Below are 24,043 nucleotides of genomic sequence, written 5' to 3'. Positions count from 1 at the left end.
ATCGCTCATGCCTATGAAACGCTTGACGCGCTCCGCAGCAGCGGGACTGTTCGGTCTTTCCACTGCCCTGTCCGTGCTGCCCGCTTTCGCGCAGGACACGACGCCGCCACAAACCGGGACCGATCAAAACGAGCCGGCACCTGCTTTTCCCGCAACGCCGGCACCAGAAGCACCTGCTGCACCGACCGCACCCGAAACGACGCCTGCAACACCCGCAGAGCCGGCTGCGCCCCAAACAGCGCCTAGGTCAGCCGAGCCCAGCACGCCGGCAGAACCCGCTGCGCCTGCAGGCGAAAGCGTCCAGCCAACGCCAACGCAGCCTGCCGAAGGTGGCGACGAGCAGCCGCAAGCGATGCCGGCGACCCCCTCCACCGAACCAGGAAGCGCGCCCGAGCAGCCCGGCGATGCGAGCGACGCGGGTCCAGGCAGCGCAACGGATGCAGGCAACGCCGCTCCCGTTCAGGCGGCGCGTCCGGTCACGCCGCAGCGCGAAGTCGGCGCCGATTGGCCTTTCTGGGGCGGCAGCGAACAGGCGACCCGCTATTCCCCGCTGAGCCAGATCACGCCCGAAAACGTATCCAACCTGGAGAAGGTCTGGACCTACCGCACCGGCGACATGCCGACAGGTGCGACAAAGGACAAGTATTCGCCTGAAGGCACGCCGCTCAAGATCGGCAACACGCTTTATATCTGCTCGGCCATGAACATCATGACCGCCGTGGATGCCGCAACGGGCGAAGAGCGCTGGCGCTATGATCCGAAGGTGCCCGCCGAGGCCATTCCCTATGGCGCATCCTGCCGCGGCGTCTCCTATTACGAAGTTCCCGACGCAGCACCCGAACAGGCCTGCGCTGCACGCGTGATCGAGGCCACCATCGATGCACGCTTGATCGCCGTGGATGCCAAGAACGGCCAGCCTTGCGAAGATTTTGGCGAGAACGGCACCGTTGATCTGTGGACCGGCATCGGCGAGAAAGTGCCGGGCTGGTATGCGGTCACCGCTCCTCCGGCTATTGTGCGCGGCATCGTTGTTACCGGCGCGCAGGTGAAGGACGGCCAGGCCGAAGATGCGCCCTCGGGCGTGATCCGCGGCTTCGATGCCGTGACCGGCGAACTCGCCTGGGCCTGGGATCTCGCCAACCCCGAACTCACCGGCCTTCCAGCAGACGGCGAGACCTATACGCGCGGCACGCCGAACATGTGGACCACCGCAACCGGTGACGAACAGTCCGGCCTCGTCTTCCTGCCGCTCGGCAATTCTTCCGTGGATTACTGGAGCGGCAACCGGTCCGAAGCCGAAAACGAGTGGTCAACCTCGCTCGTGGCACTTGATGTCACCACCGGCAAGCCGCGCTGGCGCTTCCAGACGGTGCGCCAGGATGTCTGGGATTATGATCTCGGCAGCCAGGTGACGCTGATCGACTTCCCCGCCGAGGGCGGAAACCGACCCGCCGTTGTGTTGCCGTCGAAGCAAGGCGACATCTACATTCTCGATCGCGAAACCGGTGAATCGCTGGTGCCGATGGAGGAAATCAAGACCCCATCCGGTGGCGTCGAGGACGGCAACTATGCGGCAACGCAGCCGGCTTCCGGCTATCATACGCTGCGCAAGGACGATCTGACCGAAGCCGATATGTGGGGCGTGACGCCGCTCGATCAGCTGTTCTGCCGCATCGCCTTCCGCAAGTCGACCTATAAGGGGATCTACACCCATCCGACCTCCGACACCTACTGGATCCAGTATCCCGGCTATAATGGCGGTTCGGACTGGGGCAGCGTGGCGATCGATCCCGAACGCGGCATCATCATCGCCAACTACAATGACGTGCCGAACCACAACCGCCTAATCCCCCGCGAAGAAGCCGACGAGCGCGGCTTGAAGCCGATCAACGAGACGCAGGGTGGATCGAAGTCCGGCTCGAACGCCGAAGGCTCGGGCGATCCGCAGGCCGGCGCGCCTTACGCGATCGACGTGAATGCCGGATGGCGCGCGCCGTTCACCGGCATTCCCTGCAAAAAGCCTCCGCTCGGCGGCATCCGCGCCATCGATCTCGCGACCGGTGAAACGCTGTGGGACAAGCCGATCGGCACTGCCCGTCGCAACGGCCCCTTCGGCATCCCGTCCTTCCTGCCTTTGACCATCGGCACGCCCAACAATGGCGGTTCCGTTGTCACCAAAGGTGGCCTGATCTTCATCGCCGCAGCCACGGATGACCTGATCCGCGCCATCGACGTGAAGACCGGCGAGGTTGTATGGTCGGACGTGTTGCCGGCCGGCGGCCAGGCAAACCCGATCGTTTACGAGCAGAACGGACGCGAATATCTCGTGATCCAGGCCGGCGGCCACCACTTCATGGAAACGCCGGTCGGCGACTACTACGTCGCTTATGCTCTGCCTCAGAACTGAGCCTGGGCACTTGGAACAACGATCACGGCGGACCTTCGGGTCCGCCGTTTTCGTGTGCTTGGCACATTGCGCCGTGGGGACCGACGGTGCTTCGAATAGCAACAACGAAACGTTTTTGATGTGCCCCGCTAGGCCCCGGTCGACAGGCATAGCGCATTCCCTTAATAGCTCGACCATCCATTCGCTCGTTCAGGCTGAGTTTTCATGTTGACCGTTACCCCGCTTTCGATTGCCGATGTTGTCGAGCTCACGCCGCGCAAGTTCGGTGACAATCGTGGGTTCTTCTCTGAAACCTTCAACCAGCAGCGACTGATCGATGCCGGTCTTCCCGGTCAGTGGATCCAGGATAATCAGTCGCTTTCGCGCGAAAAGTACACGCTGCGTGGGCTGCATTATCAGGAGCCGCCCTTTGCCCAGGCCAAGCTGGTTCGGGTATTGCGTGGCAGCATCTTCGACGTTGCGGTGGATATCCGCAAGGATTCGCCGACCTTCGGCAAATGGGCGAGCCTCGTTCTGTCGGCCGACAGCTTTAACCAGATCCTCGTGCCGGAAGGCTTCGCACACGGCTTCCTCACGCTCGAGGAAGACACCGAAGTCTTCTACAAGGTGACCGCCCCTTATTCCCCTCAGCATGACCGCAACATCCGCTGGGACGACCCCGAGATCGCCGTGGATTGGCCGATCGAGGGACAGGCCCCGCATCTGTCCGACAAGGACAAGGTTGCGCCGTTGCTGCGCGACGTTTCTCTCGTTTTCTAAGGATCGCTTGCGATGAACATCCTCGTAACAGGTGGAGCCGGCTTTATCGGTTCAGCCGTTTGCCGCTACCTCATCAACGAAACCGAACACACCGTCGTCAACCTCGACAAGCTGACCTATGCAGCAAACCTCGAGACGCTCGCCTCGATCGACGCCGACCCGCGCTACAGCTTCGTTCAGGCCGATATCGCAGACAGCGCCAAGGTCGGTGAGATCCTGCGCAAGCACGACATCGACATCGTGATGCATCTGGCTGCCGAAAGCCATGTCGACCGCTCGATCGACGGTCCGGCCGAGTTCATCCAGACCAATATCGTCGGCACCTACCGCCTGCTCGAAGCGGTGCGCGATTACTGGAACAGCCTGTCGGGCGCCAAGCGCGATGCCTTCCGCTTCCACCACATCTCCACCGACGAAGTGTTCGGAACGCTTGGTTTCGACGACCAGATGTTCACCGAGGACACGCCCTATGCGCCGTCCTCGCCCTATTCGGCATCCAAGGCTTCGTCCGATCATCTTGTGAATGCCTGGCATCATACGTTCGGGCTTCCGGTCGTTCTGTCCAATTGCTCGAACAATTACGGCCCCTACCATTTCCCCGAAAAGCTCATCCCACTGGTGATCCTGAACGCACTGGAAGGCCTGCCGCTGCCGGTTTACGGCAATGGCGAGAATGTGCGCGACTGGCTTTACGTCGACGATCATGCGCGCGCGCTGGTGCTCGTCGCCACGAAGGGTGAACTCGGCCGTTCCTATAATATCGGCGGCCGCAACGAGCGCTCCAACCTCACTGTCGTGCACACCATCTGCGACGTGCTGGATCGCCTGCAGCCCCTCCCCAACGCCTCTTCGCGCCGCGACCTCATCACCTTTGTGACGGACCGCCCGGGCCATGATCTGCGCTATGCGATCGACGCCAGCCGCATCGAAACGGAACTCGGCTGGCAGGCGCAGGAGACCTTTGAGACCGGTCTGGAAAAGACCGTGCAATGGTTCCTCGACAATCAGGCATGGTGGGGTCCGATCCGCGCCAAGAAGTATTCCGGCGAGCGCCTTGGACAGCGGAAAGCCTTGTGAAGATCCTCGTCGCAGGCCGCTCCGGCCAGGTCGCCCAATCGCTTGCCGCGATCTCCACACCTGATCGTCAGTTCGTGACGCTCGGGCGTCCCGAGCTCGACATCTGCGACCCCGCTTCCGTTGAAGCCGCTATCCGCGCGCACCAGCCCGCCGCACTCATCAACGCCGCAGCCTATACGGCTGTCGACAAGGCGGAGTCCGAACCGGAAGCGGCCTTTGCAGCCAACGAGACCGGCCCACGCGTTCTCGCGACAGCTGCGCACCAGGCCGGCTTCCCGATCCTGCACATCTCCACCGATTACGTTTTCGCAGGCGACAAGGACGGCTTCTACACCGAAGACGACCCCGTCGATCCCCAAAGCGTTTACGGCCGCTCCAAGCTCGCCGGCGAGCGCGCCGTGGCCGAAGCCAACCCCAACCACGTCATCCTGCGCACTGCCTGGGTCTTCAGCCCCTACGGCAACAACTTCGTAAAAACGATGCTGCGCCTCGCCGCCGACCGCGACACCGTGCGCGTCGTTTCCGACCAATGGGGCAGCCCCACCTATGCGCCCGACATCGCGGAAGGCCTGTCACGCGTCCTCGACAAAGCCCTCGCCTCCCCCACCAATCCAAGCTGGCGCGGCATCTTCCACATGACCTCCCAGGGCACCTGCACCTGGGCCGACTTCGCCGAAGAAATCTTCCGCCAATCGGCCGAACGCGGCGGACCGTCGGCCAAGGTCGAACGGATCACAACGGCGGGCTACCCGACCCCGGCAAAGCGGCCTGCCAATTCGCGGTTGGCGAATGGAAAGGTCGAGGCTGTGTTCGGCTTTGGTCTACCGGCGTGGCGGGATGCTGCAAGCGCCGGCATACAGGCGCTTGCATAATTGCCCTAACAAAGGAAGCGATACAAGATCCGCGATCTCTTGACCCCGCTTTTCAGTTCTTTGCGATATTAACATCAGGCAAAAACATGTCTTGATGCAAGGCCGAGCCTGACCTGATTATCGCCGTGCAAGCCGGAATTAACCCCTTGTGGCACCTCAAGGCTGTAGTACTCACTTAAAAAGTTACTATACGCAGCATCTTTAAATGTGTCGATTTCCCCGACCTCATCTTGAGCGATCGGCCGAACCAACTCATCAAGAAGACTGACCGGATCAAAAGCGTAGATCAGGGGAACAAGTCTGCCGACCCCGTACCGGCGCAAACGGTTGGCGACCGCGCCTATCTCGAAGGCAACAGGAAGACAGCCGGCCCGAAGTATTTCTGTAAGAGCATAACTATAAGTTTCCGGCCATACTGCAGGCAAGAGAATCCTGTCGATATTCGCTGCGTCTATCAATCTTGGAAGATCAGCCCGTTTATAAGGTCCTGATACGCTGAAGTTCTCGTAGGAGCAAAGCTCTTCGTCAATATCGCTATAACCGATAAGTGAAAATTCGATGCGAAGCTCACTCAACTGGCTGATTTGAGCAAGATCACGCAAGATACGCGATCCCTTGTGGGGTCCAATCGCCCCAATGATGCCAATTCTGACGATCCCCTCAGGATTATTGACCTTATTAGCTTTGATGGAAGACCGAAATGCAGCCTCAAAGTGGGGCCTGACACTCAATGATACTTGCGGCAGATTCCGCCTCAAACGTTCAGCCACATCCTCGTCCGGCACATAGGTTGATACAGCGCCTTGTATGAAAGCAGCCCACTCTTTTCGCCAAACAGGCACACTTTTCACGCTTACCGATGAGCCATTCATCGCCACACATTCTTCGCAGACAGATACCGCCGGTTCTCCGCAGAAAACTCCAGAACCATCAATCATGGTCACCCGAGGACATATCGCGAAATAGTCGTGAAGAGTTACATAGTATGGAACACCTGCTGCTTTGAAAGCTCCGCCGAACAGGCTCGGATGCGAGTTCCCAAAGCGAATCGTATGCTGAACATGACCAAAACCAGTTCTTTGCGCTGTTATTGCTTCGCGGAGGCCTTCGCGCGTGAGCGGAAAGGACGACGTCGCGGCGAGGTTTGGCGTTTCAATTACATCGCCATGCAGTGCAAAGGACGCTGAATCTCCCTCAACAGGCGCCGCTATTACAACCCGAAGCCCAGCTTCGATCAGGCGGTTATCCAACTCCTCAACATGCTTTTGGGTACCTCCACCAAGCGCGTGCGTAACAATGAAGACAGCAGGCTTTATATTCTCGTTCTGCAGCCTGCGCTCATCCAAGCGTATACGAGCAGGACGCAACGGGTCTTCACGTATGAAATCTCCCACTTCGGCTAAGTAGTTGGGGTGTCTCTCTGAGATCAAGCGGATCGCGTTATCGATCCGCTTAGCCTTACTCGCACCGAAAGAAACGCCGCCGTAGTGAGTAACAAAAGTATCAGCGGTAATCGTGCTACGGAAACCAGCCGCAAGGCCCCGCTGACAAAGGTCATTTTCTTCCCCGTAACCGGCGCCGAAAACGAGGTCGAACAATCCGACAGCGTCCAGGAGAGCATTCCGGATGTACATACAAAAGCCCACGCCTGTCGGGGCATCCACGATAAATCCAGGGTTTTCTTCTGATGCAAAACGATCGAGTTCCGCGTCGGAAATCTCCAGGGGCCGGAAATTGTCACGGATAAAGTGAGGATAACTGCAGATTTCGCCGTTGTTGGTCAGCGGCGTCACCGTTCCAATATCGTCATCTGAGTAACAGGCTGAACGTAGACGATCGAGCCAATTCCCATAAACTTCGGCATCGGAATTCAAGAGGACGACGTCCCGTCCGTTTCGCTGGGACATAGCGCGGTTACAGGAAGCAACGAAGCCGGAATTACGTTCCATGACCAAGATTGTGACCTGCGGGTGATCAGCCAGTTCACCAATACGCCGCCTTAGTTCCGCGTCAGGTCCACAGTCATCGACCAGAACAAGCCGATAGACAGTTGTATTGGTACTTGTCAGAACACTTGCAATACACCGTAGCGTTTCCTGATAGCCAGAATACACTGGTACGATGATATCAACTGAAGCCTTCTCTGCTGAGCTCGGTTGGATGCGGCCACCTTCAAGAATGCGGCTCCATTCTGCAGGCGTAACGTCCAATGGTTTTCGATTGCGGTTCAACATGATCGTCAGCCCCTCAGCTTCTCAAGGAGCTTCCTGGAGATGATAGCCACCCACCGCATAGGTGCGGTAACCAGCCAAGAGGTTGAATTTCGTAGTTCCACAACCTGCTTTTCAGCCTCGCTGGCCCGGCTCTCCTCACTTCGCAGCCGACCAGTGGATTGAACGCCCAAATATGCTCCGGCCTCTACTTTGGCTTTCAACGACGTGAGCTGATTATAGTACAGCGCTTCTCTGTAGCGTGCTCTCGTGAGTTCAGAATTCAGATGCTCGTTCTCGATCTTGGAGCTGTCGACCAAAGCTTGGTAATGCTGTCGGACAGCCTCTGCATTGCGAAAGAATTTGTCGGGATCCCCAAAGCGCGGCGCTTTCAGAACCGCATCGGCCAACTGGTCCAAGGTAGAGAAGGGCTGGATTTGGCACTCCGAGCCAGTATCGACCAACGTTTTTCTAAGTGCTTTCGGAAGCGCGAGGATCGAAGTCTCGGTTGCAAAGCCAAACACATCATCAGCACTGCCGACCTGTGCTGGACTGGTCACAACAAAGAACTCGTACACGTCACGATCCAGTTGCATGACAGCAGGTATCGCATGCTCCAGATTATTCGCTTCCAGATAGATTATCGGCTGGCAATGTCTCAGGGTGTCTATTGCCCCCTGCAGGACCTCAGCCCCCATACCCTCAGCGTCAATCTTAATGAGGTCGCATTGAGAGAGCGACAAAGCGTCGATCGTTTTTACCCGAGTCTCGCCGCCCTTACTGTACGTTTCCTTGCGCAGGGGCACGGCTGCAATATTTGCTTGTGAAAAAAAGCTCTGCTCCCCTATCCAAGCAACATCATCTTTGTTGCCCGCTGCCGATCGAACGACTTGGCAGTTGCTCAAATGGTTGGCAGAAATATTTCTCTCTAAAATTTCCGCTATAAAGCTCTGCGGCTCAAACGCGATCAGAGACCCCTTAGGCCCAATCCGGCCAGCTAAAGCGATAGCATGTGTCCCGATATTCGCCCCAACGTCTATGACAGTAGCCCCAGGACCTATTAGCGAGCGAAGAAAGCGGATCTCGCACGCGGCCCATGCCCCCAACCTGTCGAGCGATACTCCTATCGGGCCATCCTTGGGTAGGTAGGTTATAGAACCCCAAGGAGTTTGAGTAACAGGCAATTCTCGATGAACCATCTAAAGCACACACAAATTCGAAGGAACACTATTCAATTGACAGGCTATGCCTGCCAGCGCACACTTGGGTCCCGAAGCAAGCGTAAGAGTGAAGCTGGCGAAGAACCGAGCTAGCCCTCCCCTACGATCTATACGGTATCAGCAACGGCACTCGGCTCGAAACTGGCACCCCTTAAGACAAGTCATCTTCGATGGTGACATACTGAAACGTTTTTTGCTCGTCTGTCTCAAGACCAAGCCAGGATAAATGTCGCTAACATCGTTCAAATGCTGCCGAAAAACAAACTGCGGCCGCATGGGTCACATGTTTGAAGCTCCCAGAGTTTAGATCGCCCGTATGAAGCGCAGGCTCAATTCGGCACAACCTTGAGTATAATGAGCGACTTTCCTTCCACTCAGGATAATGGAAAGCCTGCTCGTTCTGACGTTTGCACCACATTTAAGTGCGGGCGCAATCGGACTATAGACCAACTTCAATACCCTATAGCCATTATACCGTCAGGCAAACACATATCTCTGAGCCTTTGTAATGACAGTTTGAGGCGCCACGGCCATGCACCTTTGCAGGTCGTCACATTGCATCCGCCAGACCGCAACCCGAAGCTGACTAGCTACCAAACAACAACTCTTAAGGGAATAAAAATGGTGCCCAAGGGCGGAATCGAACCACCGACACTACGATTTTCAGTCGCATGCTCTACCAACTGAGCTACTTGGGCATCCAGGTCCGAGGCAAAAGCCTTGGGTCGGCGGGGTTGGTGCTCCGCCGGAAGCAGCGGGGTTATAGCATGGGTTTCGGCCCTGTCCAGCACCCCAATGACATTTCCGAAAACATTCGTCAGCTTACCCACAGGCCACCGCGCAACAGCAGGCCCGAGCGGGATTGTCACGCCCAAAACCGCGGCAGAAAGGCTCTCAATGCCCCTTAGCTGCGCCCCTTTAGCTACGGTCGCCGGTCCCGGTTGTCGCTTCCTGCTCGTCTTCCTCGTCGTCGCGCACGGGGATCGCGTAGGCGCCGGATAGCCAGCGGTTGAGGTCGATGTCCTTGCAGCGTGGCGAGCAGAAGGGGAACGTGGCGCGCTGGGAGGGGCGGCCGCATTCCGGGCATGGGCGCTTGGGGCGCAAAGGGGTGACGATCGTCTCAGCCATGGCTGGCGGCTCCAATCAGGTCTGCAGGAAAATGGAAAGATAGGGGCACCAGCGCGTCGCGAAAAGATCGCCTGGCGCTGTCTGCCATCGTCGAAGAGCTAAGCCCTGCTTTTTAAGCGCCCGCGTTCCAGCCGGCATGCACGTCGAAGCCGTCGCCAGCCAGGAGCCCCGTGGTTTCGTAAAGCGGCAGGCCCACGACATTGGTGTAGGAACCGACCAGTTTCACCACCCAGCTGCCTGCAAGGCCCTGGATGGCGTAGCCACCGGCCTTGCCGCGCCATTCGCCGGATGCGACGTAGCGGTCGATCTCGCGCCGCGACAGGCGCTTGAAGCGCACGCGCGTTTCCACGAGCTTCTGGCGCATCTTGCCCGATGGCGTGATCACGCAAACGCCGGTGTAGACGCGGTGGGAACGGCCGGACAGAAGCTGCAGGCAGTCCACGGCTTCGTCGGAGATCGTTGCCTTGGGCAGAATGCGGCGACCAACGGCCACAGCGGTATCGGCGGCCAGAATAAAGGCGCCGGCTGCCGTTTTGTCTTCCGCCATGATTGCTGCGGCCCGCTCGGCCTTTTCGCGCGACAAACGCTTGGCGAGCGAACGCGGGATCTCGTTCTTGGCGGGCGTTTCATCCACATCCGCCGGCAAGATACGGCAGGGCTCGATGCCTGCCTGTTGCAGAAGTTCAATGCGCCGCGGCGAGCCGGACGCCAGAACAAGCTTTGCACCGTCGCTCATCGATCAAACCCGGCAATATCAGCGGAAAATGGCGGCTTCAAACAGCACCATGCCTGGCAGGTGCCGGAACGGCCGTTCTGTTCGAAACGGCCGCTTACTTGAAGCGGTAGGTAATGCGGCCCTTGCTCAGATCATAGGGCGTCATTTCCACCAGGATCTTGTCACCCGTCAGCACGCGGATGCGGTTCTTGCGCATGCGGCCAGCCGTGTGAGCAATGATCTCGTGCTCGTTTTCCAACTTCACCCGGAACATCGCATTCGGCAGCAGTTCGGTGACCGTGCCGGGAAATTCGAGGACTTCTTCCTTCGCCATACGTATCCTTTCTGCGGTCCTTCGAGAAAGGACCTGTAATCTGGGGCAACACCTATATGATGCTGCGCGTGTTGTGAACGTGTTATTTGGGGTGCAGGGGCGCGCTTTTCGAGCCGAAGCGGTTGATTATTCGCGCTTCCAGCCGATCACGCACATCACGATAGGCTGCAAGGATCTGGTCGCGCCGTCCGCCCACCGTGGTTGGATCGGCTGTCGGCCAATATTCCACGTCCACCGCAAGCGTGCGCGTCAGCTCCAAAGCGCGGTGATGCGCTTCGGGTGCCAGCGTGATGATGAGGTCGAAATAATCGTCTTCCAGCTGGTCGAGCGTCATCGGCTGGCGCTCGGCGAGCGTCAGGCCTTTTTCAGCCAGAATGGCATCCACGAAGGGATCCCGCTCCCCTGCCCGCACACCCGCGGACGCCACGAAGGTGGAAGCTGGCAGCAGCCTGCGCGCGATCTGTTCGGCCATGGGCGAGCGCACCGCGTTCATGCCGCACAGGAACAGCACCGAGCGTGGCGGCGTCTTGGCGGGCTCATCCGCTTCGCCAAGGCTTTCCGGCACGTGCTCCTGCGCGGTTTCCATGCGATCAGCCGCGCCAATGCAGAACGCAGATCAGCGTGAACAAGCGGCGCGCGGTGCCGAAATCCACTTCGATCTTGCCGTTCAGCCTGTCGAGCAGCGTTTGTGAGCCGTCGTTGTGCAGCCCGCGCCGACCCATGTCGATGGCCTCGATCTTGCTCGGCGTCGCCGATCGGATCGCCTCGTAATAGCTTTCGCAGATCATGTAGTAATCCTTCACGATCCGCCGCAACGGCGTCAGCGACAGGATATGAAGAACGACCTGCTCGCCATCTTCGCGGTTGATGGCGAAGAGGAGCTTGTTTTCCACGAGGGAAAGCTTCAGCCGATAAGGGCCGCCAGCGTCGTCGCCGAGCGGGCGAAAACTGTTTTCCTCCACCAGGTCGAAGATCGCCACCGCGCGCTCATGCTCGACATCAGGCGTCGAACGGCCGATCGATTCGTCGAGTTCGACTTCGATCAATCGGCAGTTCGGCGGCAACACCATGGTCAGCTATTCAAGCGGATCGAAACGGATCGGCCATGCGCGTCCAGCCCTTCGGCCGTCGCCAGCGCAATCGCGGCCGGTGCAAGGGCGCGCAGCTGGTCAGGCCCAAGCTTCAGGATGGAGGTCCGCTTCACGAAATCGAGCACCGACAGGCCCGACGAGAAACGCGCCGAGCGGGCGGTCGGCAGAACATGGTTCGACCCACCGACATAATCGCCGATCACTTCCGGCGTATATGCGCCGAGGAAGATCGCGCCGGCATTGCGGATCCGGGGCAGAAGCGCATCCGGATCGGCAACGGCGAGTTCGAGATGCTCGGCGGCAATGCGGTTGATCAGCGGGATCGCGGCGGCGATGCTGTCCACCAGGATCAGCGCGCCGAAATCCGCCCAGGACTTTGCAGCAATCTCGCCACGCGGCAGAAGCTTCAGCTGGCGATCAACGGCATCGGCAACGGCTTCGGCGAAAGGAGCATCGTCCGTGATCAGGATCGATTGCGCGGACGCATCGTGCTCGGCCTGCGCCAGAAGATCGGCGGCGATCCAATCGGGGTTGTTCTCCTTATCGGCCACCACGAGCACTTCGGAGGGGCCGGCGATCATGTCGATGCCGACCGTGCCGAAAACCTGGCGCTTGGCAGCCGCGACAAAGGCGTTGCCCGGTCCAACGATCTTGGCGACCGGGAGAATAGTTTCGGTGCCATAGGCGAGTGCCGCCACGGCCTGTGCGCCGCCGATGCGGTAGATCTCGCTGACACCGGCAATGTCGGCCGCAACCAGCACCAGCGGGTTCAACACGCCATCAGGCGCCGGCACCACCATGGCGATGCGCTCAACGCCAGCCACAACGGCCGGCACGGCGTTCATCAAAACGGAACTGGGATAACTGGCAGTGCCGCCCGGCACATAAAGGCCAACCGATTCCACCGCCGTCCAGCGCGAGCCGAGTTCAACACCCGCAGCATCGGTATAACGATCGTCCTGCGGCTTCTGGCGGGCATGGTGCGAGGCGATGCGGTCGCGCGCAAAGCGCAGCGCGTCGATCACCTGCGGGTCGGCGCTCTCATAGGCCTGCGCGATCTCTTCCCGCGTAACCCGCAGCCGTCCGGTAATATCCGCCCGGTCGAACCTCTGCGTATATTCGATCAGACCCGCATCGCCGCGTTCGCGAATATCCGCGATGATGGCGCGCACCGTGTGATCCACATCCTCGGACACTTCGCGCTTGGTGGACAAGAAGGCGGCGAAGCTTTCCTCGAAATCGGTCTGCTTCTGGTCAAGACGTTTTACCACGAGCACATCATCCGAAATGGGACGGCTTCGCGCCCGCTTCCCAGGCTGCGCCCAGGTCGGCCAGGCGGCTTTCGACGTATTCGACGTCGAGGCGCAAGGCGATGTCGCCGGCAAAGATCAGCTCGATCGTGCCCGCCGGCGCATCCTCGGGCGTGAAGCGGATCGAAAGAAGAACGAGCACCTCGTCGAGCTTGTCGCGCGAAATGCCGTTTGCCCGCACGGCCTGCACCCCGTCGAAGTGCAGAACGGCGCGGCGGCGCTCGTAGCGCTTGTTGAGAACGGACCCGGACGGGCTTTCCCAGGCAAAGCGGTTCATTTCCAGAAGGAAACGACGGGCCGCCTTGTCCCAATGCATGTCGCCGACGCGGATCACGGCATCCTGCACATGGACGGATACGATCTTCAGATCGTCTTCATCGAGCGCTGCAAGTTTGAGCATGGCGATCTCGTTCATCAAAGGACGGTTTCGTGTAGGCGTTCAAGCGCGGGAGAGCAATGCGTCCCGCGCTTGTGATCCCCTCAACGAGCCGCGTGGCGAGTGGTTTCAGCCCGATACGCGTTCGATGTCGGCGCCGCAGCGCGACAGCTTTTCTTCCAGCCGCTCGAAGCCGCGATCAAGGTGATACACGCGGTTCACCACCGTTTCGCCTTCGGCCGCGAGACCCGCGATCACCAAGGATACGGACGCGCGAAGATCGGTTGCCATCACCGGTGCGCCCTTCAGCTTGGACACGCCATCCACGATCGCGGTCTGTCCCGACAGGTGGATCTGCGCACCGAGGCGGGCGAGTTCCTGCACATGCATGAAGCGGTTTTCGAAGATCGTTTCGGTGATGCGCGATTGCCCGTTGGCCATCGTCATCAGACCCATGAACTGCGCCTGCAGATCGGTGGGAAAGCCGGGGAACGGCTCGGTGGTGACATCAACCGGTAGAATGCCGTTGCCGTTGCGGCGAATGCGGATGCCGCTTGCGCCCGGCGTCACCTCGACGCCCGCCTGCACCAGCGTGTCGAGCGCTGCCTGCAGGTAATCCGGCTTGGCGCCTTCCAGAAGCACATCACCGCCGGCCATCGCGACGGCCATCGCATAGGTGCCGGTTTCGATGCGATCGGGAATCACCGCATGACGCGCGCCATGCAGCGCTTCAACGCCTTCGATCGTGATCGTGGACGTGCCGGCACCCGTGATGCGCGCGCCCATGGCGTTCAGGCAATCGGCGAGGTTGACGATTTCCGGCTCGCGGGCAGCGTTTTCGAGAACGGTCTCGCCCTTGGCGAGCGAGGCCGCCATCATCAGCACATGGGTCGCACCAACGGAAACCTTGGGAAAGGCATAGCGTGTGCCGACGAGACCACCCGGCGCCTTGGCGTTGATGTAACCGGCGTCGACGTCGAGCGTCGCGCCCAGCGCTTCAAGGCCTTCGATAAAGAGATCCACCGGCCGCGTGCCGATGGCGCAGCCGCCCGGCAAGGACACGCGGGCTTCGTGGCAACGCGCCAGAAGCGGTCCGATCACCCAGAAGCTCGCGCGCATCTTGGACACGAGTTCATAGGGTGCCGTGGTGGACACCACGTTGCGCGCGGTGAAGCTGATCGTGCGCGAGTAACCTTCGGCCTGCTTTTCGCGGCGGCCGCTGACGGTGTAATCCACGCCATGATTGCCGAGAATGCGGATCAGCTGCTCGACATCGGCGAGATGCGGCACGTTTTCCAGCGTCAACGTATCATCGGTCAGAAGCGACGCGATCATCAGCGGCAAGGCAGCGTTCTTGGCGCCCGAAATGGGAATCGTGCCGTTGAGCGTGTTACCACCCACGAGTCTGATGCGGTCCATGCGAGCCCTGGCTTTCTCTAGATGACGCCGGACGCCCGCGGACGAACGCGGCTTCAAACGGCGAGGGGTTAAACCCGTTCCCTAGACGATCAAGGTGGCCACATCAAGGAACCCGCTGCGGTTCCTCGGATGAGGATCGGCCCTGCGCGCTTCTATTCGTTCTCGCCCGTCGCGTCGCCGTTTTCCACCGCCACGCCTTCGCGGCGCAGATCCGCTTCGCCCTGCCGACGCGAGCGCGTTTGCTCCTTGCGACGCGCCAGATTGGCCCGCAGCTGCTCCGCCAGCCGGTCTTCGCGCGTTTTCACCGCCTTTTTGTCATCCGCCATGACTTTACCCAGCCTGATTCCAGCGCCTATCGCCCGGTTTGCGCTGCATCTGTTAAAAACCTGTCCAAGGAAAGTGCAAGCCTCGCTTGCGCTTTGCAAAGACCTATGGCAGAAGCCAGCCGCATTCGTCGGCCAGCTGCGGTAGCTCAGTGGTAGAGCACTCCCTTGGTAAGGGAGAGGTCGAGAGTTCAATCCTCTCTCGCAGCACCATCTTATATCCGGCCGACCTGCCCCTCTTCCGGTTCTGTTGATCCAGCGCAATCCTGCCGTCGAAGACAGATCAAACCATTTGATCGAGATCAAAGGGCTTGCGAGTCACCCGGGCTAGAACACCCGCACTTGGTCGAGCAAAGCCGTGGGGCAAAATGACCAAGTCCTTGAAGTTTACGGGTTTGGCGCGCAGGCCTATACTCTTGCCACCAACCGAACAGGGCGGATGGAATGAACTACGAGCGGTTTTTCGAAGAAGCAGTCGACCAGGTCCATGCGGAAAAGCGCTATCGCGTTTTCGCCGATCTCGAGCGAATCGTGGGCGAATTTCCCCGCGCGATCTGGCGCTCGGAAGGTGAAGCACGCGAAATCACCGTCTGGTGCTCCAACGATTATCTCGGGATGGGCCAGCATCCCGATGTGATTTCCGCCATGCAGACCGCTGCGGGCCGCATGGGCTCGGGCGCCGGCGGCACCCGCAATATCTCCGGCACCAACCATCCGCTCGTCGAGCTTGAGCGCGAGCTCGCCGACCTGCATGGCAAGGAAGCCGCCCTCGTTTTCACTTCCGGTTTCGTGTCGAACGAGGCGGGTATCTCGACCATCGCGCGGCTTTTGCCCGATTGCCTGATCCTGTCGGACGAGTTGAACCACGCATCGATGATCGAAGGCGTGCGGCGTTCGGGCGCCGACAAAAAGGTGTTCCGTCACAACGATCTGGCGCATCTCGAGCAGCTTTTGGCCGTCGCGCCGCGTGAACGCGCCAAGCTGATCGTGTTCGAATCCGTATATTCCATGGATGGCGACATCGCGCCGATCGCCGAGATCACGGCACTCGCGCGCCGCTACAATGCGATGACCTATATCGACGAGGTCCACGCCGTCGGCATGTATGGCAATCGCGGCGGCGGTATTTCGGATCGCGACAATCTCGCAGGCGAGATCGACGTCATCGAGGGTACGCTGGCCAAGGCGTTCGGGACGCTTGGCGGTTATATCGCCGGTCCGCGTTCGGTGATCGATGCCGTGCGCTCCTATGCGCCGGGCTTCATCTTCACCACCGCTTTGCCGCCTGCGATCGCAGCCGCTGCCACCGCCTCGATCCGGCATCTGAAGGCGTCGACCATCGAGCGCGAAGAACATCAGCGCCAGGCGCAGCAGACCAAGGATCAGCTCGCCGCCGCCGGCCTTCCGGTGATGTCGTCGCAGACCCATATCGTGCCGGTGCTGGTTGGCGATCCCGAACTTTGCAAGATGGCAAGCGACCGTCTGCTCGAAGTGCACGGCCTTTACATCCAGCCGATCAACTATCCCACCGTACCGCGCGGCACCGAGCGCCTGCGCATCACGCCAACGCCGTTCCATTCGGATGCCCTGATCGGCGAACTGGCATCCGCTTTGCGCGAAACCTGGGAAGCCCTCGGCATCCCCTTCGCCAGCGACCAGCGCCCGGCCCAACAGCGCACCAACCGCATCATCCCGCTGGTAACATCGAGCGCGGGCGGCTAAGCCGGCGATCCCGGGCGTTCAAAGATCTAAGCGCCCAAGTTCCTGCTTCCAGGGCAGCAAACAGCCACCTGCTTGCTGCCAACGATCAGCGTCATCATAAACGCAGTCACCGCAAAGCCGTCGTCATCCTCGGACTTGATCCGAGGATCCATGCCTGAACGCTTCGGCACCGCCAACAAACGAATGGCCCGATGCATTCGGCCTGTTCTTGCGTGGCATGGATCGGGCTGTGGCTGAGCCAAAGGCGAAGTCGGATGAGGGGTGCTCCAGCTTGGCACTGTCGGCGCTCACCCCTCATCCGTCTCGTCGCCCACAAGGGACCCAAGCTACAACTGCATCAGCCTTGCACACTCTTCGTCATCCTTGGGCGAAGCCGCCGCGCAAGCGGAGGCGCAGACCCGAGGATCCAAGCCTGAACGGTTCCCACATGCCATTTGTTCAAATCAGCCAGCGGAGCCTCATTGGCTGTCACGGGCATGGATCCTCGGATCAAGTCCGAGGATGACGAAGCGGGACGGATGTCGCTAAGTCCCTGTTGTTGTTGCAACCCGCTGCAAACCTCAACCGAAATCTATCCACGTCCCCAACCTCTCCCCTATTCTCCCCTCATCGCCCTTGCCGGGAACTCTGGTGCGCACCGGGGATCGGAGGAGGGCGGCGGTGTCCGGGTTGGTTGAACTACGGTAGTTCGACTTGGAGGGTAATCAGTCCCTCCCCAAACCCGGGCCTCGGGTCGGTCAGTGCGGGAGCACTCGGTGAGGTGGCGACTAGTCTGCACCGAGCCCGCCCACCGGCAACGGGGCGAAAGCACCGACGGACGCGAGTTCGCCGCGCCGTATATATAATCAATCGAAGGCGCGGAAACTTGCGTCCGCTTCCCGAACCTTCACGGACGGGAAGGCGCGAAGCCGTGCCTGCAACTCAACCCATGATCAGGCGTGCTTCGGCGCGCCTGCGGTCTTTGACAGCAAAAGGAAGCCCTGCGGTCTTTGACCACATAAGGAAGCGTCGAGATGAGGTGCCCGCGCTTCACGCACATCTCAGCCCCCCTCACCCCGCAGGCAACGCCCGGAAATACTCCGCCAGCCGGTTCGCCGCATCTTCCAGCTGGTCCAGCCGGCGGTGGAAGCACAAGCGGAAGTGGCCGGCGCCGGCAGCACCGAAGGCGGTACCCGGTGCGAGGCCGACATTGGCCTTGTCGATGATGTCGAAGGTGGCGTTGCGCGAATCGCTGATGCCGTCCACCGCGAAGAAGGCGTAGAACGCACCCTGCGGCACGTTCATGCGCACCCGGCCGGTATCGAGCAGCGTGCTGCAAACCAGATCGCGGGCCTTGTGGGCGCGTTCCACCTGTTCGGCAACAAAGGCGTCGCCGTCATCGAGAGCCGCCACCGCGCCGCGCTGCATGAACTGCGCCACGCCGGAGGTCGAATACTGGATCAGGTTTTCGAACACCTGCTGCAGATGGGGATGAATGCGCAGCCATCCCATGCGCCAGCCGGTCATCGCCCAGTTCTTGGAAAAGCTGTTCACGAACAGGATGCGGTCTTCCGGCTCCATGACATCGAGAAAAGACGGCGCACGGCTGCCGGAATAATGGAACTGCGAATAAATCTCGTCGGCGATGATCCAGAGGTTCTTGCGCCGGGCGAGATCGAGCAATCCGCGCAGGGTCTCATGATCGGCGGTCCAGCCAGTGGGGTTGGACGGCGTGTTGATGAACAAAGCGCGCGTGCGCTCGGTCACCGCCGCTTCAACGCGTTCGAGATCGCAGACCCAGCCATTGCTGGTCTCGATCAGTGGCACCGGCACGGGCTTGGCACCGGACACGCCAACGGCGCCCGCGAAGTTCGGCCAGGCCGGTGAAAGAAAGATCGCTTCTTCGCCGGCACCCGTGGTCGCCTGCAGCGCCAGCTGGATCGCATGCATGCCGCTGGCGGTGACGATGAACTCTTCCGGCTGGAACGTGTGGTCGAAATGCCGCTCATACCAGCGGGCGAGCGCCTGGCGCAGTTCGGGAATGCCGCGCTGCCAGGTGTAGAAGGTCTCGCCACCGGCTAGACCGGCCTGTGCCGCCTGCGTAATGAAGCCGGGCGTCGGCAAATCGCCTTCGCCCGCCCAAAGCGGAATAATACCCTCGCGCATGCGGCCATAGTTGATCGCCGCGACAATATCGCTTTCAGGTACGTTGCGGGCATCGCCACGCAGATCATCAAACAGGCTCACAACCGCAATCTCCGGGGCGACTCACAAACGAAAGGCGAACAAAGCACGACTCAGCCGCCGTGCCCTGGTTGGATAATCGGTGTGTCGCCGCAGCGAAAGAGCCAGGATCAAACGCTACGGGTAGCCAGCAGATCGCGGATTTCGGTAAGGAGCTGAACATCGGCCGGTGGCGGAGCTGCAGGCGCTGCAACCTTTTCTTCACGCTCGATGCGGCGGCGCAGATTGTTCACGGCCTTGACCATCAGGAAGATGATGAAGGCCAGGATAAGGAAGTTGATCACGACCGTGATGAAGCTGCCATAAGCGAACACCGCGCCCTGCTCGCGGGCCTGCGCCAGCGTCGGTGCCGTCACGGCAGAAGAGAGAGGGAGGAAGTAGTTCGAAAAATCAAAGCCGCCAAAGATCGCGCCGATCACCGGCATGATGATGTCTTCGACTAGGGAGGTGACGATCTTGCCGAACGCGGCACCGATGATCACACCCACAGCCAAATCCATGACATTGCCGCGTGCAATGAACTCCTGGAATTCCTTCAAAATCATCGCTCTTGTCCCCTGACGAAAGTGCTAGCTTCCTATCATAATCGACGCTGCGTCATCAAAGCCAGACTGCTTTTTCTCCTGACTCCCGATTGGACAGCATCCCTGCCGCATGCTTTGGTTTCGGCTGAGGATGGGGAGAAAAAGACGTGCAGGGCTGGTCCGTTGTTGTTGCAGCACTGACCTATGTGACGCTGTTGTTCGGGGTGGCGAGCCTGGGCGACCGCCGGCGCGTGGCCGCTGCCAGCGCAGGCCAGCCGCTGACCTATGCGTTCAGCCTTGCGATCTACTGCACGTCCTGGACCTTCTTCGGCTCGGTCGGCCTTGCTTCCGAGCGAAACCTCGAATTTCTAGCGATCTATATCGGTCCGATCCTGGTCTTCGTGTTCGGCTATCCGCTGCTGCGACGCATCCTGCGGATTGCCAAATCCGAAAAGATCACCTCGATCGCCGACTTCCTGGCAGCCCGCTACGGCAAGAGCTTTGCGGTCGCCTCGCTTGCCACGCTGATCGCGACCTTGGGCACCATCCCCTATATCGCGCTGCAGCTGAAGGCGATTTCCGAAACGGTCGGCTTGCTGGTCGAGCACTACAATACGCGTCCGCCTGACGTGCAGTTTTTCGTCGGCGACATTTCGCTCACCATCGCCCTTCTGCTCGCCTTGTTCGCGGTGTTGTTCGGCACACGCCATGCCGATGCGACCGAGCATCAGAACGGGCTTATCCTGGCGGTCGCGGTGGAATCGATCGTCAAGCTCGCCTCCTTCCTCGCCGTCGGGATTGCCGTGACCTTCTTCTTATATGGCGGCATCGGGCCGATCGTCGAAGCCATCGGCAACAATCCAGCCGTTCAGGAAGCGGCGAGCTACAACACGTCCCTGCCGACCTGGATCGTCACCACGCTGCTTTCGGCTTTTGCCGTCGTGATGCTGCCGCGCCAGTTCCATGTCACGGTTGTCGAAAACCGCACCGAGGCCGAGTTGCGCACGGCAACGCGCGTGTTTCCGCTTTATCTGATCGCGATCAACATCTTCGTTCTGCCGATCGCCTTTGCGGGCCTGACCTTCGTTGGCAGCGCCACGAGCGCTGATCTCTACGTCGTGGCCCTGCCGCTCCTAGCCGGGCATGACGCTTTGGCCATGCTGGCCTTCATCGGCGGCCTGTCTGCGGCAACCGCCATGGTGATCGTGGCAAGCGTCGCTTTGTCGGTGATGATCTCGAACGATCTGGTCATCCCGCTTTTCGTTCGCCGCCTCGTGCAGCCCGACCGGCGTGGCGTGGAAGACTGGTCGCGCCTGATCCTCAATGTGCGCCGCGCATCCATCTTCATCGTGCTGCTCGCAGCCTTCTTTTATTATCGCGAAACCACCAACAACACGCGCCTGGCCTCGATCGGCCTGATCTCCTTTGCCGCCGTCGCGCAATTCGCGCCGTCTTTCCTGGGCGGCCTGATCTGGCGCCGTGCGAACGGTCGCGGCGCGGTTCTCGGCATGCTCACCGGCATCATCGTGTGGGCCTACACGCTTCTGCTCCCCTCGCTCGCTCCTCCGGATACTGCGATCCTGACGCATGGCCTGTTCGGCATGGAAGCGCTGCGGCCGCAAGCACTGTTCGGCACAGTGGGCGAACCGCTGAACCACGGCGTGTTGTGGAGCCTGGCGATCAATACGCTGTTCTTCGTGCTCGGCTCCTTGTCGCGCTCGGCCATGCCGCTCGAGCGCATCCAGGCGGCCATCTTCGTGCCGCGCGACATGAACCCCATGCCGAGCCTGCGCCGGTTTCGCACCACCGTCACCGTGGACGAACTCAAGGACACGATCGCGCGCTATCTCGGCGTCGAACGCACCGAACGCTCCTTCCAAAGCTTTGCGGCTGCCGGCAACGCGCCCATACCCGCTGGCAAGGAACCGGCCAGCATGACGGTCGTGCGCTTTTCCGAGCAGCTGCTTGCAAGTGCCGTCGGCTCCTCCTCGGCGCGCCTCATCCTGTCCCTTCTGTTCCAGCGCAACGACCGCAGCCAGAAAGACGCGCTACGACTTCTCGATGATGCATCCGAAGCGCTGCAGCACAATCGCGACCTTCTGCAAACGGCACTCGATCAGATGGATCAGGGCATCACCGTGTTCGACACGGATCTGCGGCTGACGAACTGGAACCGCCAATTCCGATCCTTGTTCGACCTGCCCGATTTCCTAGGTCAGGTCGGCGTGTCGCTGCATCATATCCTGCGCTATCTGGCCGACCGCGGCGATATTCCAGCCGATCTCGAACTCACCGCACTGAACCGGCTGAGCAGCTTCGGCACACCGTGGCGCATCGAACTCAAGACGTCCGGCCGCATCATCGAGCTTCGCTCCAACCCGATGCCGAATGGCGGAACCGTCGCGACCTATTCCGACGTGACGGCTGCGGTGGCCGCAGATCTCGCCCTCAAGCGGGTCAATGAAACGCTGGAACAGCGCGTCGCCAGCCGCACCGCCGAGCTGACGCGTGTGAACCAGGAGCTTGCGCTGGCACAGGAGGTGGCCGAGGAAGCCAACCTGTCCAAGACGCGCTTTCTGGCGGGTGCCGGCCACGACATCCTGCAGCCGCTCAATGCCGCACGGCTTTACTGCTCGTCGCTTATCGAGCGCGCGCAGGATAACGACCTGCGCCAATCCGCCAGCAACATCGAGTCCTCGCTAGAATCGGTGGAAACGATCCTTGGCGCGGTGCTCGACATCTCCCGCCTCGATGCGGGCGCGCAGAAGCCGAACGAAACCACGTTCCGGCTCGACGCCTTGTTGAAGCAGATTCAGACCGACTTCTCGCCCATGGCGAGCGAAAAGCAGCTGCAGCTGCGCGTCCTGCCCTCGACGCTCACCGTTCACACCGACCGCAACATGCTGCGCCGGGTCATCCAGAACCTCGTGTCCAACGCGATCAAATACACCCGCTCGGGCCGCATTCTGATCGGGGTGCGCCGGCGCGGCAAACTGCTCGAGATCCAGGTCCTCGATTCCGGTATCGGCATCGCCAGTACGGATCTCACCAGCGTTTTCCAGGAGTTTCTGCGCCTGGATGAAGGTGCACGCGAAGCGCAGGGGCTTGGGCTTGGCCTGTCGATCGTGGATCGTATCGCGCGCGTGCTGCGGCTCGAAATCCAGATCGAGTCGCACAAAGGGCGCGGCACTCGTTTCTCTGTGATCCTCCCGCAGGCAGAGCCATCGTTGCTTTCAGCCGATCAGGCCGCGATCGCTGCGCCCGTTTCGCATGCCGCGGATGTAGCCGGCCTGCAGATCCTGTGCATCGACAACGATCCGCATATCCTCGACGCCATGAAGCGGCTGCTCGAAGGCTGGAACTGCAGCGTGCGGATTGCCTCGACGTCACGGGATGCGCTGGACGCCGAAGAAGCGCCCGACATCATCCTGGTAGATTACCATCTCGACGGGGAAACCGGCCTGGATGCCGTTCAAGCCATGCGGGCCAAGCATAAGCTCTTTATTCCAGCCGTGCTGGTGACGGCCGACCGAGGCGCGGAAGCGCGAAGCGGCGCAACCGCGCTCGACATGGGAGTGATCCACAAGCCGGTAAAGCCTGCGGTTTTGCGCATGACGCTCGCGCGCCTTAAGCGGATGGAAGAAGCAGCCGAGTGATCAGCTGGCGGTTGGGTCGCTGCCCAGCTTCGAAAGAAGGATCACGGCCTGGGTGCGGCTGTCGACGCCGAGCTTCTGCAACACGGCGGAAACATGGGCCTTCACCGTTGCTTCCGAAACATCGAGCTCGAACGCGATCTGCTTGTTGAGGAGGCCGGATGACAGCATCGTCAGAACGCGTGTCTGCTGCGGCGTCAGGCTTTGCAGGCGGCGGATGAGCTGAGAGACTTCCGCATCGCCCTCCGTGCCGAGGTCGAGATGCGCAGGCGTGGCGACGTCGCCTTCCAGCACCTGACGAACCGCGCCGCGGATCTCCTCCATGCTGGCGGATTTCGAGATGAAGCCGGATGCGCCGAGCTCAAGCGCACGACGCACCGTTTGCGCGGCATCATGAGCGGATACGACAATCACCGGCGTTGCTGGAAAGGCAGCGCGCATGGCCACCAGTCCGGACAAACCGCTGGCACCAGGCATCGACAGGTCGAGCAGGAGGAGATCGATGTCGTCTTCGGCTGCAACGATTGCCTGAGCGGCCTCGAAGTCGCCAGCTTCCAGTATTCGGATGTCCTCTCCAAGTCCCACCAGCGCATGACGAAGCGCGCCGCGAAACAATGGATGATCGTCAGCAACGACAAATTTCAGGCTGGATTCCAAAAGCAGCCGGTCTCCCAAGTGAA

General features: G+C 60.5%; 20 protein-coding genes and 2 tRNA genes. 7 read left to right on the top strand and 15 right to left on the bottom strand.

The window, feature by feature from the left end; translation table 11 throughout:
• The first annotated feature begins 7 nt into the window (after positions 1–7).
• The 4 genes from JYU29_RS01770 to rfbD all read left to right on the top strand — a co-directional run bounded on the left by JYU29_RS01770 (position 8) and on the right by rfbD (position 5,115).
• Positions 8–2,407 carry a pyrroloquinoline quinone-dependent dehydrogenase gene (locus JYU29_RS01770; protein ID WP_213983057.1) on the top strand — a complete coding sequence of 800 codons (2,400 nt, stop codon included), beginning with the start codon at positions 8–10 and terminating at the stop codon, positions 2,405–2,407.
• 204 nt (positions 2,408–2,611) lie between these two features.
• Positions 2,612–3,166: a dTDP-4-dehydrorhamnose 3,5-epimerase gene (rfbC, locus tag JYU29_RS01765; RefSeq protein ID WP_213983056.1), complete on the top strand. Its 555-nt coding sequence runs from the start codon at positions 2,612–2,614 to the stop codon at positions 3,164–3,166.
• 12 nt (positions 3,167–3,178) lie between these two features.
• On the top strand, positions 3,179–4,243 hold the full coding sequence (gene rfbB / locus JYU29_RS01760; protein ID WP_213983055.1) for a dTDP-glucose 4,6-dehydratase: 1,065 nt from the start codon (positions 3,179–3,181) through the stop codon (positions 4,241–4,243).
• The gene (rfbD, locus tag JYU29_RS01755) at positions 4,240–5,115 is read left to right on the top strand and encodes a dTDP-4-dehydrorhamnose reductase (RefSeq protein ID WP_213983054.1); all 876 of its coding nucleotides are present in this window, start codon (positions 4,240–4,242) and stop codon (positions 5,113–5,115) included. Before rfbB ends, rfbD begins: the two co-directional genes overlap by 4 nt.
• 74 nt (positions 5,116–5,189) lie before the next feature.
• Here rfbD and JYU29_RS01750 read toward each other — a convergent pair whose 3' ends face one another.
• The 12 genes from JYU29_RS01750 to JYU29_RS01695 all read right to left on the bottom strand — a co-directional run bounded on the left by JYU29_RS01750 (position 5,190) and on the right by JYU29_RS01695 (position 15,244).
• Positions 5,190–7,349, bottom strand: a complete 2,160-nt coding sequence (locus JYU29_RS01750; RefSeq protein WP_213983053.1) for a glycosyltransferase — start codon at positions 7,347–7,349, stop codon at positions 5,190–5,192.
• A gap of 5 nt (positions 7,350–7,354) precedes the next feature.
• Complete coding sequence (locus JYU29_RS01745) at positions 7,355–8,524, bottom strand: FkbM family methyltransferase (RefSeq protein WP_213983052.1); 1,170 nt, start codon at positions 8,522–8,524, stop codon at positions 7,355–7,357.
• Positions 8,525–9,167: 643 nt separating this feature from the next.
• Positions 9,168–9,243 (bottom strand) — tRNA-Phe (locus JYU29_RS01740).
• Between the two features lie 220 nt (positions 9,244–9,463).
• On the bottom strand, positions 9,464–9,673 hold the full coding sequence (yacG, locus tag JYU29_RS01735) for a DNA gyrase inhibitor YacG (RefSeq protein ID WP_213983051.1): 210 nt from the start codon (positions 9,671–9,673) through the stop codon (positions 9,464–9,466).
• A gap of 112 nt (positions 9,674–9,785) precedes the next feature.
• The gene (locus JYU29_RS01730) at positions 9,786–10,409 is read right to left on the bottom strand and encodes a Maf-like protein (protein ID WP_213983050.1); all 624 of its coding nucleotides are present in this window, start codon (positions 10,407–10,409) and stop codon (positions 9,786–9,788) included.
• Positions 10,410–10,503: 94 nt separating this feature from the next.
• Positions 10,504–10,722 carry a translation initiation factor IF-1 gene (gene infA / locus JYU29_RS01725; protein ID WP_189503489.1) on the bottom strand — a complete coding sequence of 73 codons (219 nt, stop codon included), beginning with the start codon at positions 10,720–10,722 and terminating at the stop codon, positions 10,504–10,506.
• An 82-nt stretch (positions 10,723–10,804) separates the two neighbouring features.
• Positions 10,805–11,308 carry an arsenate-mycothiol transferase ArsC gene (locus tag JYU29_RS01720; protein ID WP_213983049.1) on the bottom strand — a complete coding sequence of 168 codons (504 nt, stop codon included), beginning with the start codon at positions 11,306–11,308 and terminating at the stop codon, positions 10,805–10,807.
• A 4-nt stretch (positions 11,309–11,312) separates the two neighbouring features.
• Positions 11,313–11,792, bottom strand: a complete 480-nt coding sequence (locus JYU29_RS01715) for a UPF0262 family protein (protein WP_431192821.1) — start codon at positions 11,790–11,792, stop codon at positions 11,313–11,315.
• A gap of 2 nt (positions 11,793–11,794) precedes the next feature.
• On the bottom strand, positions 11,795–13,084 hold the full coding sequence (hisD, locus tag JYU29_RS01710) for a histidinol dehydrogenase (protein ID WP_213983048.1): 1,290 nt from the start codon (positions 13,082–13,084) through the stop codon (positions 11,795–11,797).
• A gap of 7 nt (positions 13,085–13,091) precedes the next feature.
• The gene (locus JYU29_RS01705) at positions 13,092–13,523 is read right to left on the bottom strand and encodes a DUF2948 family protein (RefSeq protein ID WP_250157137.1); all 432 of its coding nucleotides are present in this window, start codon (positions 13,521–13,523) and stop codon (positions 13,092–13,094) included.
• A gap of 105 nt (positions 13,524–13,628) precedes the next feature.
• On the bottom strand, positions 13,629–14,918 hold the full coding sequence (gene murA / locus JYU29_RS01700) for a UDP-N-acetylglucosamine 1-carboxyvinyltransferase (RefSeq protein ID WP_213983047.1): 1,290 nt from the start codon (positions 14,916–14,918) through the stop codon (positions 13,629–13,631).
• A gap of 152 nt (positions 14,919–15,070) precedes the next feature.
• Positions 15,071–15,244: a hypothetical protein gene (locus JYU29_RS01695; RefSeq protein WP_213983046.1), complete on the bottom strand. Its 174-nt coding sequence runs from the start codon at positions 15,242–15,244 to the stop codon at positions 15,071–15,073.
• 135 nt (positions 15,245–15,379) lie between these two features.
• On the opposite strand from JYU29_RS01695, the gene JYU29_RS01690 reads away from it, so the two are divergent.
• Together JYU29_RS01690 and hemA are read left to right on the top strand one after the other, a co-directional pair.
• Positions 15,380–15,454, top strand: a tRNA-Thr gene (locus tag JYU29_RS01690).
• Positions 15,455–15,685: 231 nt separating this feature from the next.
• A complete protein-coding gene (gene hemA, locus JYU29_RS01685) occupies positions 15,686–16,963 on the top strand; it encodes a 5-aminolevulinate synthase (RefSeq protein WP_213983045.1) in 1,278 nt (425 codons plus the stop codon).
• A 1,050-nt stretch (positions 16,964–18,013) separates the two neighbouring features.
• Here the strand turns inward: hemA and JYU29_RS01680 are convergent.
• Both JYU29_RS01680 and mscL read right to left on the bottom strand, forming a co-directional pair.
• Complete coding sequence (locus JYU29_RS01680) at positions 18,014–19,189, bottom strand: pyridoxal phosphate-dependent aminotransferase (protein WP_213983044.1); 1,176 nt, start codon at positions 19,187–19,189, stop codon at positions 18,014–18,016.
• Positions 19,190–19,296: 107 nt separating this feature from the next.
• Entirely contained in the window at positions 19,297–19,728 is a 432-nt protein-coding gene (gene mscL, locus JYU29_RS01675; RefSeq protein ID WP_213984200.1) for a large conductance mechanosensitive channel protein MscL, read from the bottom strand.
• A gap of 149 nt (positions 19,729–19,877) precedes the next feature.
• Between mscL and JYU29_RS01670 the strand changes: the two genes are divergently transcribed.
• On the top strand, positions 19,878–23,366 hold the full coding sequence (locus JYU29_RS01670) for a PAS domain-containing hybrid sensor histidine kinase/response regulator (RefSeq protein WP_213983043.1): 3,489 nt from the start codon (positions 19,878–19,880) through the stop codon (positions 23,364–23,366).
• On the opposite strand, the gene JYU29_RS01665 is transcribed toward JYU29_RS01670, so the two are convergent.
• Positions 23,367–24,020: a response regulator transcription factor gene (locus JYU29_RS01665; protein WP_213983042.1), complete on the bottom strand. Its 654-nt coding sequence runs from the start codon at positions 24,018–24,020 to the stop codon at positions 23,367–23,369. It lies immediately after the preceding gene.
• Positions 24,021–24,043: the final 23 nt, after the last annotated feature.

Origin of the sequence: Tianweitania aestuarii, assembly GCF_018457165.1 — a bacterium.
GTDB classification, from domain to species: domain Bacteria; phylum Pseudomonadota; class Alphaproteobacteria; order Rhizobiales; family Rhizobiaceae; genus Tianweitania; species Tianweitania aestuarii.
The sequence above is the reverse complement of the archived record's forward strand: the minus strand, read 5'-3'. Positions and strand labels throughout refer to the sequence as shown.